This is a genomic window from Pseudomonas sp. BF-RE-21 (assembly GCF_019947305.1).
GTDB lineage: Bacteria > Pseudomonadota > Gammaproteobacteria > Pseudomonadales > Pseudomonadaceae > Aquipseudomonas > Aquipseudomonas migulae.
Genome location: NZ_JAGYGF010000003.1, coordinates 24,912 through 40,565, shown reverse-complemented (window position 1 = coordinate 40,565; position 15,654 = coordinate 24,912). Strand labels below are relative to the sequence as shown.

The 15,654-nt window shown below is 61.1% G+C and carries 13 protein-coding genes; 11 read left to right on the top strand and 2 right to left on the bottom strand.

Features of this window, described 5'->3' with window-relative positions; genetic code table 11:
• Nucleotides 1-3 precede the first annotated feature (3 nt).
• A complete protein-coding gene (locus KGB25_RS03360) occupies nucleotides 4-1,602 on the top strand; it encodes an ABC transporter permease (protein WP_223434356.1) in 1,599 nt (532 codons plus the stop codon).
• Nucleotides 1,599-2,669 (top strand): ABC transporter ATP-binding protein, encoded by a 1,071-nt coding sequence (locus KGB25_RS03355; protein WP_223434219.1) that lies wholly within the window; start codon nucleotides 1,599-1,601, stop codon nucleotides 2,667-2,669. The genes KGB25_RS03360 and KGB25_RS03355 overlap by 4 nt, the downstream gene beginning before the upstream one ends.
• Here KGB25_RS03355 and xerC read toward each other — a convergent pair.
• Nucleotides 2,666-3,556, bottom strand: a complete 891-nt coding sequence (gene xerC, locus KGB25_RS03350) for a tyrosine recombinase XerC (RefSeq protein WP_008038408.1) — start codon at nucleotides 3,554-3,556, stop codon at nucleotides 2,666-2,668. The two genes, KGB25_RS03355 and xerC, sit on opposite strands and share 4 nt — an antisense overlap.
• Before the next feature lie 433 nt (nucleotides 3,557-3,989).
• Between xerC and arnB the strand changes: the two genes are divergently transcribed.
• The 8 genes from arnB to KGB25_RS03310 are packed head-to-tail and all read left to right on the top strand — an operon-like array spanning nucleotide 3,990 to nucleotide 12,787.
• A complete protein-coding gene (arnB, locus tag KGB25_RS03345; protein ID WP_223434218.1) occupies nucleotides 3,990-5,138 on the top strand; it encodes a UDP-4-amino-4-deoxy-L-arabinose aminotransferase in 1,149 nt (382 codons plus the stop codon).
• Nucleotides 5,135-6,154: an undecaprenyl-phosphate 4-deoxy-4-formamido-L-arabinose transferase gene (gene arnC / locus KGB25_RS03340; RefSeq protein WP_008026458.1), complete on the top strand. Its 1,020-nt coding sequence runs from the start codon at nucleotides 5,135-5,137 to the stop codon at nucleotides 6,152-6,154. Before arnB ends, arnC begins: the two co-directional genes overlap by 4 nt.
• Nucleotides 6,151-8,142 (top strand): bifunctional UDP-4-amino-4-deoxy-L-arabinose formyltransferase/UDP-glucuronic acid oxidase ArnA, encoded by a 1,992-nt coding sequence (arnA, locus tag KGB25_RS03335; RefSeq protein ID WP_223434217.1) that lies wholly within the window; start codon nucleotides 6,151-6,153, stop codon nucleotides 8,140-8,142. Before arnC ends, arnA begins: the two co-directional genes overlap by 4 nt.
• Nucleotides 8,142-9,026: a 4-deoxy-4-formamido-L-arabinose-phosphoundecaprenol deformylase gene (arnD, locus tag KGB25_RS03330; protein WP_223434216.1), complete on the top strand. Its 885-nt coding sequence runs from the start codon at nucleotides 8,142-8,144 to the stop codon at nucleotides 9,024-9,026. The genes arnA and arnD overlap by 1 nt, the downstream gene beginning before the upstream one ends.
• Entirely contained in the window at nucleotides 9,023-10,672 is a 1,650-nt protein-coding gene (gene arnT, locus KGB25_RS03325) for a lipid IV(A) 4-amino-4-deoxy-L-arabinosyltransferase (protein WP_223434215.1), read from the top strand. The genes arnD and arnT overlap by 4 nt, the downstream gene beginning before the upstream one ends.
• Nucleotides 10,669-11,013: a 4-amino-4-deoxy-L-arabinose-phosphoundecaprenol flippase subunit ArnE gene (gene arnE, locus KGB25_RS03320; RefSeq protein WP_008026468.1), complete on the top strand. Its 345-nt coding sequence runs from the start codon at nucleotides 10,669-10,671 to the stop codon at nucleotides 11,011-11,013. Before arnT ends, arnE begins: the two co-directional genes overlap by 4 nt.
• Nucleotides 11,010-11,411, top strand: coding sequence for a 4-amino-4-deoxy-L-arabinose-phosphoundecaprenol flippase subunit ArnF (gene arnF / locus KGB25_RS03315; RefSeq protein WP_223434214.1), 402 nt, complete (start codon nucleotides 11,010-11,012; stop codon nucleotides 11,409-11,411). The genes arnE and arnF overlap by 4 nt, the downstream gene beginning before the upstream one ends.
• Complete coding sequence (locus KGB25_RS03310; RefSeq protein WP_223434213.1) at nucleotides 11,408-12,787, top strand: UDP-glucose dehydrogenase family protein; 1,380 nt, start codon at nucleotides 11,408-11,410, stop codon at nucleotides 12,785-12,787. Before arnF ends, KGB25_RS03310 begins: the two co-directional genes overlap by 4 nt.
• Nucleotides 12,788-12,920: 133 nt before the next feature.
• On the opposite strand, the gene KGB25_RS03305 is transcribed toward KGB25_RS03310, so the two are convergent.
• Nucleotides 12,921-13,889 carry a LysR family transcriptional regulator gene (locus tag KGB25_RS03305; RefSeq protein ID WP_223434212.1) on the bottom strand — a complete coding sequence of 323 codons (969 nt, stop codon included), beginning with the start codon at nucleotides 13,887-13,889 and terminating at the stop codon, nucleotides 12,921-12,923.
• A 296-nt stretch (nucleotides 13,890-14,185) separates the two neighbouring features.
• Here KGB25_RS03305 and argH point away from each other — a divergent pair, with 296 nt between their 5' ends.
• Nucleotides 14,186-15,613, top strand: coding sequence for an argininosuccinate lyase (gene argH / locus KGB25_RS03300; protein ID WP_223434211.1), 1,428 nt, complete (start codon nucleotides 14,186-14,188; stop codon nucleotides 15,611-15,613).
• Nucleotides 15,614-15,654: the final 41 nt, after the last annotated feature.

Below are 15,654 nucleotides of genomic sequence, written 5' to 3'. Positions count from 1 at the left end.
TTGATACCTGAAACATTACCGGCGGGCGTCGCTGAGGCGATTCCCGCAACTTTACGCCGCCGCTCCCGCGGATTGTTCGTGGGTCGCGGCGGTGCGTGGGTGATCGGTTTGTCGGTGCTGGTTTCTCTGCTCGCGCTGCTGCCCATCGCCTTTGTCATCGGCGTGTCCGTACAAACTGGCTGGTCGACCTTGCTGGCACTGGTGTTTCGGCCACGGGTTGGCGAGCTGTTGATCAATACGGTGTTGCTGGTGTTGATCACGATCCCCTTGTGCATCGCGCTGGGCGTGACACTGGCCTGGCTGACCGAGCGCAGCGATCTGCCGGGGCGACGTTGGTGGTCGTTACTGGCGACCGCGCCGCTAGCGGTTCCGGCATTCGTCCACAGCTATGCCTGGGTCAGCCTGGTGCCGCCGATTCACGGGCTGTTTGCCGGGGTTCTGGTGTCGGTCATCGCCTACTTCCCCTTCCTCTACTTGCCGATTGCGGCGACTTTGCGTCGGCTCGATCCGGCCATTGAAGATGTCGCGCAATCAATGGGGCTCAAGCCCTGGGCCGTATTTTTTCGCGTCGTGCTGCCGCAGTTGCGCCTGGCCATTTGCGGCGGCGCCTTGTTGGTGGGGCTGCACCTGCTGGCCGAATATGGCCTGTACGCGATGATCCGCTTCGACACCTTCACCACGGCGATCTTCGATCAGTTCAAATCCACCTTCAACGGACCTGCCGCGAACATGCTGGCCAGTGTTCTCGCGCTGTGCTGCCTGGCGATGCTCACCGTTGAATCGACGGCGCGTGGCAATGCGCGTTATGCCCGCGTCGGTTCCGGAAGCGCCCGGGAGCAGCAGCTCGTGCGCCTGAAAAAGGTGCCCACCGTGCTCGCGCTGACCTTGCAGATCGTGACCTGCGCCCTCGCGCTCGGGGTGCCGTTGATCACCTTGGGCAAGTGGCTGATCGCCGGTGGTGCGGACGTCTGGCAGATGGCCGACTTGATGCCGGCACTGCAACAGACGCTGCTGCTGGGGATTGCGGGTGCGGCCCTCACCACCTGCGCGGCGATCCCGATTGCCTGGCTGTCGATCCGCTCGCCGGGGCGGCTGCAACGGGTCCTCGAAAGCTGCAACTACATCACCAGCTCATTGCCGGGCATTGTGGTCGCCCTGGCCTTGGTGACCGTCACGGTACATTTCGCCCGGCCGATTTATCAGACCACGATCACCGTGCTGCTGGCGTATCTGCTGATGTTTTTACCCCGTGCGCTGGTCAGCTTGCGGGCCGGCATCGCCCAGGCGCCGGTGGAGCTGGAGAACATCGCGCGCAGTCTCGGTCGCTCGCCCGGCCGCGCACTGTGGCTGATTACCCTGCGCCTCGCCGCGCCCGGTGCAGCCGCCGGCGCCGCGCTGGTATTTCTGGCGATCACTAATGAATTGACCGCCACCCTGCTGCTCGCACCGAACGGCACGCGCACGCTGGCGACCGGGTTCTGGGCGTTGACCAGCGAGATCGACTACGCCGCTGCCGCGCCTTATGCCTTGCTGATGATCCTGCTGTCACTTCCGTTGACCGGGCTCCTCTATCACCAATCCAAAAAAACGGCTGGCCGATGAACGCTCTTGAACTGCATTCGATCTGCAAATCCTATGGCTCGCAACGCGCCCTGGAAAACATCAGCCTGTCGGTGCCAACGGGCAGCCGTACGGTGATCGTCGGGCCTTCCGGTTCGGGCAAAACCACCTTGTTGCGCATGATCGCCGGTTTCGAGTTTCCGGACTGGGGTCGCCTGACACTCAACGGCCAGACGCTGGTGGACGACACCCACGAAGTCCCGGCGCACCAACGCCAGATAGGTTATGTCCCGCAGGACGGCGCCCTGTTCCCGCACATGACCGTGGCCGCCAACATCGGTTTCGGCCTGTCGATCAAGGGTGCGCAAAAACAGGAGCGTATCGCTGAGCTGATGGACAGCGTGGCGCTGGATTCCAGCATGGCCAATCGTTGGCCCCACGAGCTTTCCGGCGGCCAGCAACAACGTGTGGCTCTGGCGCGGGCACTGGCGCAACAGCCACGCCTGATGTTGCTTGATGAGCCGTTTTCCGCGCTCGACACCGGCTTGCGCGCGGCCATGCGCAAACTGGTCGCGCGGTTGCTGGCAGACGCCGGGGTCACCACCATCCTGGTGACCCATGACCAGAGTGAGGCGCTGTCGTTTGCCGATCAACTGGCGGTCATGCGCGATGGCCAACTGGTGCAGTCAGGTCATCCACTGGACCTCTACCGCTACCCCGGTGACGAACAAACCGCGCTGTTTCTCGGCGATGCGGTGGTCATGCCCGCCAGGATCGAGGCTGGCTGGGCGCATTGCGATCTGGGGCGGATCCCGGTCAACAACCATCGCAACAACCGTTGCGCGCAGATCATGCTGCGGCCCGAGCAGCTGCAAGTGGTCGGCATCGTGCCGAGCGCGGTGGAGGCCACTGGGTGCCGCGCGGTGGTGACCGAACGGGATTTCAGCGGCAATACCTGCACTTTGACCGTGGAACTGGAGTCGCCGCCATCCGCCGAACAGCCCGGTCGCACACTCATGGTGCGCAGTTCGGGCCTGTACGCGCCACCCACCGGCAGTGCGGTGCACGTCTCGACCATCGGTCACGCCCACGTGTTGAGCGAAGCTTAAAGGTCGAAACGATCCACGGCCCGTCGCCGCTCGTTGTCATCCCGCACGTCATAGTTGGCGGTTGTCTGGATGTTGCTGTGATGGGCGAGCTTCTGCGCGATCGACAGGTCATGCTCCTCGATCACCCGGGTAATGAACGAGCGGCGAAAATCGTGGGGCATGATCTTCACCCCAACCTGCGCACCGCGCTGGCGGGCGATGTAATAGATCGCGTGCTTGGTGATGCGCTCACGGGTGATGTGGCTGCCACGGCGAATGCGATTGAACAGGAATGGATCATCCACTTCGCCTTCCTTGAGCTGCGAGCGGCGCAGCTCCAGCCAGGCATCCAGTTTGGCGAATGCCCAGGCCGGTGCGTATTTGATCAGTTGCTTGTTACCTTTGGCGGTCACCCGCAGGCTGCGCTCGGTGAAGTCCACCTGATCGAGGTCCAGGTTCACCGATTCCGACTTGCGCATGCCCGAGCCATACAGAATCCCGATGATCGCCGCGTCTCGCAGGCCTTGTGGCCGTGGGTCCGCGGCACAGACCGCCATCATTTCCTGAATCAGCGAGCGTCGCAGGTTGCGCCCCTGGGACAGCCGCGTTCCGGCAATTCCTTTGACCGAACGCATTTTCAGCAAGTGTTCCTGGCTGATCAGGCTCATGCGCCACGCTTCGTTCATCACCCCGCGCACAGCGTTGACGTACAGCGACGACGTATTCGGCGCGTAGCCATCCTCACGCAGTGCCGCGACCAGCGCGATCACATCCTCGGGCTGAAGCTCGTGCCAGGGAATTTCCTCGACGTTCATGTCTTCGAAGCCCAGACGGTCGGCGGCATCCTGCAACACATAACGCATGGTCAGTTGGCTGGACGGCGCCAGTCGCGCCAGATACACGGTCATCGGGCTCTTTGCAGCAGTTGAATCAGCAACAGGTAAGTCAATCAAAACAAAACGGCCTTGAGTGGAAACAGATCAATAAAACAACTAAGGATTGAAACATCCTTCATATAAAGCGGAACACTTCTGTAGGACCTTTCTACTAAAAACGCGATGAACGGCAGTAGTCTGAACACGGGCTTAATAGCTGTCAGAAAAACGATTCGCCGACTGGTTTTTCATGTTCCTTTCACAAAAACGCGCCTAACCTCTTATGAATACGGTGAGCCGCAAGGGGCTCCCAACCTGCCGGTCCAGGCAGGAAAAGTCAATGAAAGCGGATTGTCAGCATGATGAGTCAACTCATTGATGCAGCTTTAGATTATTCGGCTACGCTTTTATTGGATCCAATAATTATCTAGAGCCACACCACTAAGCCAACAGCCTTGAGGTGCCCATGAGTCAGGCTTTTCTCCCCTTCTCCCGCCCCAGTATCGGCGATGAAGAAATGGCTGCCGTAGAGCAAGTATTGCGCTCCGGCTGGATCACTACCGGACCGAAAAACCAGCAACTGGAAGAACACTTCGCCAACTACGTGGGCTGCCGTCATGCCGTGGCACTTTCCTCGGCGACCGGCGCCATGCACGTCACATTACTGGCCTTGGGCATTGGTCCCGGCGATGAAGTGATCACCCCGTCCCAGACCTGGGTCTCCACCGCCAACATGATCTGCCTGCTGGGCGCGACACCGGTGTTCGTCGACGTTGACCGCGACACGCTGATGAGCAACATGGAGCACATTGAAGCGGCCATCACCCCGCGCACCCGGGCAATCATTCCGGTGCATTATGCCGGCGCCGCGTTCGATCTCGACCCGCTCTATGCGTTGGCCGACAAACACGGCATCCCCGTTGTTGAAGACGCCGCCCACGCCGCCGGAACCCTCTACAGAAATCGTCACGTCGGCGCGAAAGGCACGGCGATCTTCTCGTTCCATGCGATCAAGAACATGACCTGCGCCGAGGGCGCGATGTTCGTCACGGATGATGAAGCGCTGGCCAACCGGGTGCGCATGCTCAAGTTTCACGGCCTCGGCGTCGATGCCTACGACCGCCTGACCCACGGCCGCAAACCCCAGGCCCAAGTGATCGAGCCGGGGTTCAAATACAACCTGGCCGACATCAATGCCGCCATTGCTTTGGTGCAACTGGAGCGCCTGGACCAGATCAACGCCAAGCGCACCGAACTGGCCAAGACTTACCTGCAACGGCTGGAAGGCTCACCAGTGCAACCGCTGGCGATTCCGGCCTACCCGCAGCAGCACGCCTGGCACCTGTTCATCCTGCGCATCGATGCCGAACGCTGCGGGCTGGACCGTGAGGCGTTCATGAAAGCCCTGCAGGAACAAAACATCGGCACCGGCATTCACTTCATCGCCACTCACCTGCACACCTACTACCGCCGGCGATTCCCCAACATCTACCTGCCCAACACCGAATGGAACTCGGCGCGCCTGTGTTCGATCCCGTTGTTCCCCGACATGACCCACGACGACGTCGACCGTGTGGTCAGCGCCATCGAAAACACTGTGGACAGCCGCCTGTGAAACCTTATCCGATCCGTTGTGTGTCAATTGTCATCCCGGTCTACAACGAACAGGACAGCCTGCCCGAACTGCTCAGGCGCACCGAGGCGGCGTGCCAGCAATTGCACCATGACTATGAAATCGTATTGGTCGACGACGGCAGCCGCGACCACTCGGCGCAGATACTTGAAGAAGCCGCCAGTCGCGAGTGCAGCCCGGTGGTGGCGGTCATTCTCAACCGCAATTACGGGCAGCACGCGGCAATCATGGCCGGTTTCGAGCAGTGCAAGGGCGATGTCGTCATCACCCTCGATGCCGATCTGCAAAACCCGCCCGAAGAAATTCCACGGTTGGTGGCTCAGGCCGAACTCGGCTATGACGTGGTCGCCACGGTGCGCAACAACCGCCAGGACTCGGCCCTGCGCCGTTGGCCATCGAAACTGATCAACCTCGCCGTGCAGCGCTCCACCGGCGTCGCCATGAGCGACTACGGCTGCATGCTCCGGGCTTACCGCCGGACCATTGTCGACGCGATGCTCGCCTGCCGTGAACGCAGCACGTTCATTCCGATCCTGGCCAACAGCTTCGCCCGGCACACCACGGAAATCCTGGTGACCCACGCCGAGCGCGAACACGGCGAATCGAAGTACAGCCCCATGCGCCTGGTCAATCTGATGTTCGACCTGATCACGTGCATGACCACCACGCCGCTGCGGTTGCTGAGCATCGTCGGTTTCGCCATGGCCGGACTGGGCGTGGCATTCGCCATGGCGCTGATCGTCCTGCGACTGGTGTTCGGCGCCAGTTGGGCCGGTGACGGTACGTTCGTGCTGTTCGCCGTGCTGTTCGTGTTCACCGGCGGGCAATTCATCGGCATGGGTCTTTTGGGCGAGTACCTCGGGCGCATGTACAGCGACGTTCGCGCCCGTCCGCGGTTCTTCATCGAAAAAGTCCTGCGCGGCCAGCCGGCCACCCCGGCGCCTGTGGTCACCGTCGACGGCCTCACTTCCACCTCTTCAGATCAGGTTCTCTCATGAGCGCAAAAGCTGTTGTCTTCGCCTATCACGATATTGGCTGTGCCGGCATCGAAACCCTGCTCGCCAGCGGTTACGAGATTGCCGCCGTGTTCACCCATGCCGATGATCCGCAGGAAAACGCCTTCTACGGCTCGGTTGCGCAACTGTGCGCCCGTCAGGGGATCCCGGTGCACGCGCCGGAAGACGTCAATCATCCGCTGTGGATCGAACGCATCGCCAAGCTCAACCCCGATTACCTGTTCTCGTTTTACTACCGCCACCTGCTCAGCGAACCGCTGCTGGCCACGGCCACTAAGGGCGCGTTCAACCTGCACGGTTCGTTGCTGCCGCGCTATCGCGGTCGTGCGCCGGCCAACTGGGTGCTGGTCAATGGCGAAAGTGAAACCGGCGTGACCCTGCACCGCATGGTCAAACGGGCCGATGCCGGCGCGATTCTCGCCCAGAAAAAAGTCGCGATAGAGCGCAGCGACACCGCGCTGAGCCTGCACGGCAAGTTGCGCGTGGCCGCCACCGACCTGCTGCGCGACACGCTGCCAGCGTTGCTCGCCGGGAAAGTCAGCGAGACCCCGCAGGACGAATCGAAAGCCACGGTGTTTAGTCGCCGCACGCCTGCCGACGGCAAGTTGATGTGGCAAAAACCGGCCGAAGAACTGTTCAATCTGGTACGCGCCGTGACCCAGCCTTATCCCGGCGCGTTCTGCGCGGTGGGTGAGCACAAACTGATTGTGTGGAGCGCCGAAGTCGCCCAGGGCAACGAAGGTCAGGCACCGGGCCGGGTCATCAGCGTCGATCCGCTGCGCATTGCCTGCGGCGAAGATTCCCTGGTGATCACTGCCGGCCAACGCAACGACAACGGTTTGTACCTGAGCGGCCCGCAACTGGCCAACGAACTGGGGCTGGTCGACGGTTCCGTGCTGCGCGGTGCCGAATCAGGGCGCGCGCCACGTCGCACCCGCGTGCTGATCCTCGGCGTCAACGGTTTCATCGGTAATCACTTGTCCGAGCGTCTGCTGCGTGACGACCGCTACGAGGTCTACGGCCTGGATATCGGCTCGGACGCCATCGAACGCTTGCGCAGCCATCCGCATTTCCACTTCGTCGAAGGCGACATCAGCATCCATTCCGAGTGGATCGAATACCACATCAAGAAGTGCGACGTGGTCCTGCCGCTGGTGGCGATCGCCACGCCGATCGAGTACACCCGCAACCCGCTGCGCGTGTTCGAACTGGACTTTGAAGAAAATCTGAAACTGGTTCGCTACTGCGTCAAATACAACAAGCGCGTGATCTTCCCCTCGACCTCGGAAGTCTACGGCATGTGCCAGGACGCCAAATTCGACGAAGACACCTCCAACCTCGTGGTCGGGCCGATCAACAAGCAGCGCTGGATCTACTCGACCTCCAAGCAATTGCTCGACCGCGTGATCTGGGCGTACGGCCAGAAAGGCCTGAACTTCACCCTGTTCCGCCCCTTCAACTGGATGGGCCCGCGCCTCGACCGACTGGACTCGGCACGCATCGGCAGCTCCCGGGCGATCACGCAACTGATCCTCAATCTGGTGGAAGGCACGCCGATTCGCCTGTTCGATGGCGGTGAGCAAAAACGCTGCTTCACCGACATCGCCGACGGTGTCGAAGCGTTGGCGCGGATCATCGATAACGACAACGATGCCTGCAACGGCCAGATCATCAACATCGGCAACCCGGATAACGAAGCCAGCATCCGTCAGTTGGGCGAGGAACTGCTGCGCCAGTTCGAAGCCCACCCGCTGCGCGACAACTTCCCGCCGTTCGCCGGCTTCCGCGACGTTGAAAGCAAGGCGTTCTACGGCACCGGTTACCAGGACGTGTCCCACCGCAAACCGAGCATCGACAACGCCAAGCGCCTTTTGGACTGGGCGCCGACCGTGCAGATGAGCGAAACCATCGGCAACACCCTGGATTTCTTCTTGCGTGAAGCGATGCTCGAAATCGCGGACAAACACTGATGCAGGCAGGCCTTCGGATTGATGTCGACACCTACCGGGGTACTCGGGAAGGAGTGCCCCGGCTGCTGGAGATGCTCGATGAAGCCCAGGTCAAAGCGACGTTTTTCTTCAGCGTCGGGCCGGACAACATGGGGCGCCACTTGTGGCGCCTGATCCGTCCGCAGTTCCTGTGGAAGATGCTGCGTTCCAACGCCGCCGGGCTCTACGGCTGGGACATCCTGCTGGCCGGCACCGCATGGCCGGGCAAACCCATTGGTCGCGACCTCGGGCACTTGATGCGCCAGGCCCGGGATGCAGGTCATGAAGTCGGCCTGCATGCCTGGGATCACCACGGCTGGCAGGCCAATGCCGGGCGCTGGAGCGACGCACAGCTGATCGAGCAGATTCGCCAGGGCGTGGACACGCTCGGCGACATCCTCGGGCAAAAAATCGAGTGTTCGGCAGCCGCCGGTTGGCGCGCGGACGAGCGCGTGATCGAGGCCAAGCAGGCTTTCGGCTTTCGCTACAACAGCGATTGCCGTGGCCACAGCCTGTTCCAGCCGACTCTGGCCGGGGGTGGTTTGGGGGCGCCGCAGATTCCGGTCGACCTGCCGACCTTCGATGAAGTGGTTGGCCCAACGCTCGCGGCCAAGGACTTCAACGGGTTCATTCTCGATCGATTCTCCTCGGAAAAACTCAACGTCTATACGATCCACGCCGAAGTAGAAGGGATTCTGATGGCCAACGATTTTCGTCAACTGCTGGCCGCTGCGCGCCAGCGAGGTATCCGTTTTCAACCCTTGGGCGACCTGCTGCCCGAGGCGCCAGGCACCTTGCCGACCGGTCGCGTACTGCGCGGCACGCTCGACGGTCGTGAAGGCTGGCTGGGAGTGCAAGGTGCATGAGTAAACGCTGGGTACTTCCGCTGCTGCTGGGACTTTTCCTGCTGGGCTACCTGCTGCCAATGGGCACCCACGGTCTGTGGATTCCCGATGAAACCCGTTACGCGCAGATCAGCCAGGACATGCTCTTGAGCGGCAATTGGATCTCGCCGCATTTCATGAGCCTGCGCTATTTCGAAAAACCGGTGGCCGGGTACTGGATGATCGCCCTTGGCCAGGCACTGTTTGGCGACAATCTGTTCGGGGTGCGGATTGCTTCGGCCATCAGTACCGGGCTCAGTGTGATGCTGTGTTACTTGATCGCTCGCCGGCTGTGGAACGAGCCACGCAAAAGCTTTGCCTGCGCGTTGCTGTACATGAGTTTCACCGTGGTCGCCGGGCAAGCCGGCTACGCCAATCTCGATCCGCAGTTCACTTTCTGGGTCAACCTGAGCCTGGTCGCCTTGTGGTTTGCGTTGGACAGCGCCACCCGCGCCCGACGCCTGATTGCCTGGGCAACACTGGGCCTGGCCTGTGGCATGGGCTTCCTGACCAAGGGCTTTCTCGCCTGGCTGCTGCCGGTGCTGATCGCCCTGCCCTGGATGCTCTGGCAAAAACGCTGGCGTGAACTGTTGATCTACGGCCCGCTGGCAATTGCCGTGGCCATCGCCGTGAGCCTGCCCTGGGCCTTGGCGGTGCACGCGCAGGAGCCCGATTACTGGCGGTTTTTCTTCTGGCACGAGCACATCCGTCGGTTCGCCAGTGAGGACGCGCAGCATGACGCGCCGTGGTGGTTTTATCTGCCGTTGCTGGTGGCGTTCAGTCTGCCGTGGGTGGTGCTGCTGCCGTCTGCACTTCGCCAGGCATGGCAAACCCGCAGGCAGGCAAACATCGCGTTCCTGCTGTTGTGGTTACTGATGCCGCTGCTGTTTTTCAGCCTGAGCAACGGCAAGCTGCCCACCTACATCATGCCGTGCCTGTTGCCACTGGCCTTGCTGCTGGGGCATGCGCTGGCGGATCGCTTGCGGCTGGAGCAAGGCCGGGTACTGGGCCTCAATGGTTTGCTCAATCTCATGCTGGGCCTGACCACCCTCTTCACTTTGGTGTACCTGCAACTTAAGAAACCGTTGTACGACCACGAGTTGCACAACCTGGTGCTGGTGTTCATCGGCCTGATCGGCTGGATCATGGCCAACCTGCTGCAAGCGTTCCGGCCCTTGCAATGCTGGGCGGCGCCGGCCTTCGGCAGCCTGCTGCTGGTCGGGGTCTTGCCGGCGGCCATACCCGAATCGGTGGTGGCGAACAAAATGCCCGACCAGTTTGTCCTTGAGCATGCCCGGGAGCTCGGCGAGACCGCCAGTTTGTTGAGCAACGATCTGGGCGCCGCTTCGGCCCTGGCCTGGCGCCTGAAACGCCCGGACGTGGCGTTGTACAACACGATAGGCGAACTGAAATATGGCCTCGCTTATCCTGACGGCGTGTCGCAACGCGTCGACCCTGATCGCGTGCAACAGTGGATGCACGACGCCCGTCAGCGTGGCTCGGTAGGCGTGCTGATGCGGGTCAAGGGTGAAGACGAGCTGCGTGAAATCGACCGCTTGCCCAAGGATGGCAAACGCTATGAACAAGGCAACCTTGTGATTTTGATATTCCCTCAGGGTGCGTCATGAGCCTGTTGCTGGTATTGGCGGCCTGCCTGCTGACCTGCCTGGGCCAGATCGCCCAGAAATACGCCGTGGAGAACTGGCGCGGCAAGACGTCGGGCTGGGGCGAAAAACTGCGCTCGCCATGGCTGTGGCTGGCCCTCGCCGCGCTGGGCGCGGGTTTGCTGGTATGGCTGCTGGTGTTGCAGCGACTTGAAGTCGGCGTCGCCTATCCGATGTTGAGTCTCAACTTTGTGCTGATCACCCTGATCGCTCGCTTTGTCTTCCACGAAACCATCGACCGCCGCCACGGGTTGGGCGTAGCGCTGGTGATCGGCGGCGTGATTTTGCTGGGGTTGAACGCATGAGCCTGCGCCGGGGCATCGCCTTCGCCCTGGGCAGCGTGCTGCTCGGCAGTGCCGCGCAGTTGGGCATGCGCTGGAGCATGACGCGCCTGCCGTCACCGGAGCACTTGCTGACCGCCAGCCTCGACCCGAGCGCCGTCGCCGTGGTGCTGGCCGCCATCCTCGCTTACGCCCTGTCGATGCTCAGCTGGCTCATGGCCCTGCGCGATGTGCCGCTGGGCCGGGCTTACTCGCTGCTGAGCATCAGCTACGCGCTGGTGTACCTGCTGGCCGCCGTCCTGCCAGTGTTCAACGAAGACTTCAGCCTTTCCAAAAGCCTCGGGGTGGCCCTGGTCATTCTGGGCGTCATCACCATCAACGCTCGACCTGCTCACGCGTCCACACTCAGGAGTGACCTATGAAAATCAGTGTATTTGGTAGCGGTTACGTCGGCCTGGTGCAGGCCGCTGTCCTGGCTGAAGTCGGCCACGACGTGGTTTGCATGGACATCGACGAGAAAAAAGTCGAGTTGCTGCAGCAAGGCCACGTGAGCATTTTCGAGCCGGGGCTGGCCAGCCTGGTGCGCGAAAGCCTGGAGGCCAAGCGGTTGCAGTTCACCACTGATGAAAAATTCGCGGTGCAACACGGCCAGGTGTTGTTCATTGCGGTGGGCACGCCGTCCCGGGACGATGGTTCAGCGGATTTGCGCTACGTGCTGTCGGTGGGTGAAGCGGTGGCCCGTCACCGCGAGCTGCCGGTGATTCTGGTGGAGAAATCCACCGTTCCCGTGGGCACCGGCGATACCTTGCGCACGCACATCGACAAGTGCCTGATCAAGGTCGGCCGGTTGCTGCAGTTCGATATCGTCTCCAATCCGGAGTTCTTGAAAGAAGGTTCGGCCGTCGCCGATTGTCGGCGCCCTGACCGTATCATCATCGGTTGCGAAAACGATGACGTGCGCGATGTCATGCGCGACCTCTACGCACCGTTCAACCGCAACCATGACCGGATCATGTTCATGGACCTGCGCAGCGCCGAGCTGACCAAGTACGCCGCCAACTGCATGCTGGCGACCAAGATCAGCTTCATCAACCAGATCGCCGAACTGGCCGAACACCTCGGCGCCGACATCGAATCTGTGCGGCTGGGCATCGGCGCCGATTCGCGCATCGGCTACCACTTCATCTACCCCGGCTGCGGTTATGGCGGCTCGTGTTTCCCCAAGGACATGCGCGCCCTGATCCACAGCGCCGAGGAAGCGCATTGCTCCAGCGACCTGCTGCAAGCGGTGGAAGCCATCAACCAGCGGCAGAAACACAAGCTGTTCGAGCGCATCAACGCGTTCTACAAGGGCGATTTGCGCGGCAAGACGTTTGCTGTGTGGGGCCTGGCGTTCAAGCCCAACACCGACGACATGCGCGACGCGCCGAGTCGGGTACTCCTGGAATCGCTGTGGGCCGCCGGTGCCGCCGTGCGGGCGTTCGACCCGGAGGCGATGCAGGAAACCCAGCATTTGTATCCCGACGAAGCGAAGCTGATGCTCATGGGCACCCCGGAATCGGTGCTGGCCGGCGCTGATGCGTTGATCATCTGCACCGAATGGCAGCAGTTCAAGGCGCCGGATTTCAATCTGATCCAGCAACGATTGAAAGCGCCGGTGATATTCGATGGACGCAATCTGTATGACGCAGACCGGTTGGCGCGCAGCGGGTTTATGTACTTTCCGATGGGGCGAGGCGACTCGCGCAAGTTACCGATTCCACATCAACAATGGCCGGTGGCTTCGGTTGTTGCGTGATTGACAGAGGCCTACTCAAAACACTGTAGGAGCCGGCTTGCCGGCGATGAGGAGCTTGGACTTTGTGGTGATCTTTTGATTGCTATCGCTGGCAAGCCAGCTCCTACAGTTTGATGGTGTCAGTAAAGTTTGATTAACAAACAGGCACCTTCAAATCAACGCCCAACGCCTGGGCAAACGCCTTCACCAACGGACTGCGCACGGTGTTGTGACGCAGGATCAGATTGAACGGTGTGCTGATGTGAATGAGGTCCGGTCGCACCGCGCGAAACTGCCCTTGGGCGACCATCGACGCGGCGTAATGCTGCGGTAGAAAACCCACGAAACGCCCGGTCTTGATCAGCAGCGCCACGGCTTCCACCTGGGTCGCCGAGGCGGAAAAACTGTCGTACCGGGCAAAATTCAGTTTGTCGCGATGGATCGCGTAGCGGTGGTTGATGCACTCGTAATCCTTGAGCACGTTGCTGCCGATTTCTGCCTCCGGCACCGAGAACAACGGGTGGCCGATTGCGCAGTAAACCTCCGAGCGTTCTTCATACAGCGTGTAATAGTCGAACTCTTCGCGTTTCTGATAAACCGGCACGATACCGGCAACAAGGCGTCCCTCTACGACCCCTCTTTCAATTTCATCCAGTTGTGACGCCTGAAGTTGAAACCTTACTTTCGGCGACTCTTCATTTATCCGTCTAAGCGCTGCAACTAACGGCGAATTAAGATCGGAAATAGTGTTATCAATAACCCCCACGCCCAAGTCGCCAATAAGTTCATTCTGCGCTGAACTAAGCCTGTCGCGAAAGTTATCGACCGAGGCAAATAAATCAATCGACGCCTGATACACCAGGCGGCCTTCTTCGGTCAGATGAAAGCCCTCGCGACCTCGGGTGCACAAGCGCATGCCGATACGAATTTCAAGGTCGGAGATCTGTTTGCTGATGGCCGCCAGCCCCACATTCAGCTCGTTCTGCGCCGCACTGAAACCACCGGCCTCGACCACGGCCTTGAACACTTTGAGCAGTTTGAAATCCAGCCCGCTGAGGGCCAGTGGCGCCCGATGCGCCGTTTTTGGCGCCGGGTTTCCGGAATTGGAAAGTGGGGTTTCCATAATGCTTATTTACCTCTGGCGCGCTATTCAACAACCTGTGTCCAACAACAAAAACATAGCTGGCCAATAATAATGAACACAGAAAACCAGGCTTGGCAACCGCTAATAATCCCCGTACTTCAGTGCCAACTCACTGATTTCGAACTACTAAAAGCTGACACTTCGATCAGCTCTCGCAACGCTGCAACTGCCCTCTTGAAAACTGCTTAGGCCGAACCACGCCCGAATTATTTCCGGCGGGTCTTCCCGGCTCTGCGCATCAATTTCAGTTCGCTTTACCGACGAGGAAAACAACAATGTCTCAAACCACCGACCGTCTCTGGGGTGCCCGCTTCAAAAGCGGCCCATCCGAAGCCCTGGCGGCCCTGTCCCGTTGCCCTGAGCGCTACTTTCGCCTGACCCCGTACGACCTCGCCGGTTCCAAGGCCCATGCCCGTGAACTGCAGCGCGCCGGGCTGTTGAGCGAGCAGGAAACCCACACCATGCTGGCCGCGCTGGAAGGTATCGGCGCTGACTTCAAAGCCGGCAGCATCGCGCCAACGCTGGATGACGAAGACGTCCACACCTTCATCGAACGCCTGCTGACCGAGCGCCTCGGCCCATTGGGCGGCAAGCTGCGCGCCGGCCGTTCGCGCAACGACCAGACCGCCAACGACCTGCGTCTGTTCCTGCGGGACCACGTGCGGACCCTGGCCGTCGAAGTGCTGGCCTTGCAACAAGCGCTGGTCGACCAGGCCGAACAACACATCGAAAGCATCTGCCCCGGTTTCACTCACCTGCAACAGGCGCAACCGATCGTCTTTGCTCACCACTTGCTCGCTCACGCCCAATCGATGCTGCGTGACGTGCAACGGCTGGTGGACTGGGACATCCGCACCTCGCTGTCGCCACTCGGCGCCGCCGCCATGGCCGGTTCCGCCATCGCGCGCCTGCCACAACAGTCGGCCAAGGAAATGGGTTACAGCGGCGTGTGCGAAAACTCCATCGACGCCGTGGCCAGCCGCGATCACGTTGCCGAGTTCCTGTTTATCGCCAGCATGCTCGGAATCAACATTTCCCGCCTGGCGGAAGAATTCTGCCTGTGGTCCTCGCGGCAATTTCGCTGGGTTGCACTGGACGATGCCTACGCCACCGGCAGCTCGATCATGCCGCAGAAGAAAAACCCGGACATTGCCGAGCTGGCCCGGGGCAAGGCGGGTCGCCTGATCGGCAACCTCACCGGCCTGCTCTCCACCCTGAAATCCCTGCCGCTGTCGTATAACCGCGACTTGAGCGAAGACAAGAACGGCGTGCTCGACAGCGTCGACACCTTGCTGCTGGTGCTGCCCGCCATGGCCGGGATGGTCGCGACCATGAAGGTCAACGTTGAAGAGCTGCGCCGTCAGGCACCGCTCGGGTTCACCCTCGCGACCGAAGTGGCCGACTGGCTGGCGGTGCGCGGCGTGCCGTTCAAGGAAGCTCATGAAATCACCGGCGCGCTGGTTCAGGCCTGTGAGAAACACGACATCGAGTTGTGGGAAGCCTCGCCGGCGCTGTTGGCCGAGATCGACCCGCGCCTGACCCCGGAAGTGCGCGACAGCCTGACGCTGGAAGCCGCCATCGCCGCCCGTAGCGGTTGGGGTGGTACGGCGCCGCAGCAGGTGCGCGAGCAGATCGGTCGCTTGAAGACCGCCCTCGCCGCGCAACACGAATGGACCGAGAACTATCAGGGCTTCCGCCTCTGATAGACAACGCAAAACCCTTGTAGGAGCCAGCTTGCTGGCGA

Bases quoted from the DNA above. Each gene is read 5' to 3' on its own strand.
- KGB25_RS03355 (WP_223434219.1), top strand. From the start codon at position 1,599: ATGAACGCTCTTGAACTGCATTCGATCTGCAAATCCTATGGCTCGCAA.
- xerC (WP_008038408.1), bottom strand. From the start codon at position 3,556: ATGACCGTGTATCTGGCGCGACTGGCGCCGTCCAGCCAACTGACCATG.
- arnB (WP_223434218.1), top strand. From the start codon at position 3,990: ATGAGTCAGGCTTTTCTCCCCTTCTCCCGCCCCAGTATCGGCGATGAA.
- arnA (WP_223434217.1), top strand. From the start codon at position 6,151: ATGAGCGCAAAAGCTGTTGTCTTCGCCTATCACGATATTGGCTGTGCC.
- arnD (WP_223434216.1), top strand. From the start codon at position 8,142: ATGCAGGCAGGCCTTCGGATTGATGTCGACACCTACCGGGGTACTCGG.
- arnT (WP_223434215.1), top strand. From the start codon at position 9,023: ATGAGTAAACGCTGGGTACTTCCGCTGCTGCTGGGACTTTTCCTGCTG.
- arnE (WP_008026468.1), top strand. From the start codon at position 10,669: ATGAGCCTGTTGCTGGTATTGGCGGCCTGCCTGCTGACCTGCCTGGGC.
- arnF (WP_223434214.1), top strand. From the start codon at position 11,010: ATGAGCCTGCGCCGGGGCATCGCCTTCGCCCTGGGCAGCGTGCTGCTC.
- KGB25_RS03310 (WP_223434213.1), top strand. From the start codon at position 11,408: ATGAAAATCAGTGTATTTGGTAGCGGTTACGTCGGCCTGGTGCAGGCC.
- KGB25_RS03305 (WP_223434212.1), bottom strand. From the start codon at position 13,889: ATGGAAACCCCACTTTCCAATTCCGGAAACCCGGCGCCAAAAACGGCG.
- argH (WP_223434211.1), top strand. From the start codon at position 14,186: ATGTCTCAAACCACCGACCGTCTCTGGGGTGCCCGCTTCAAAAGCGGC.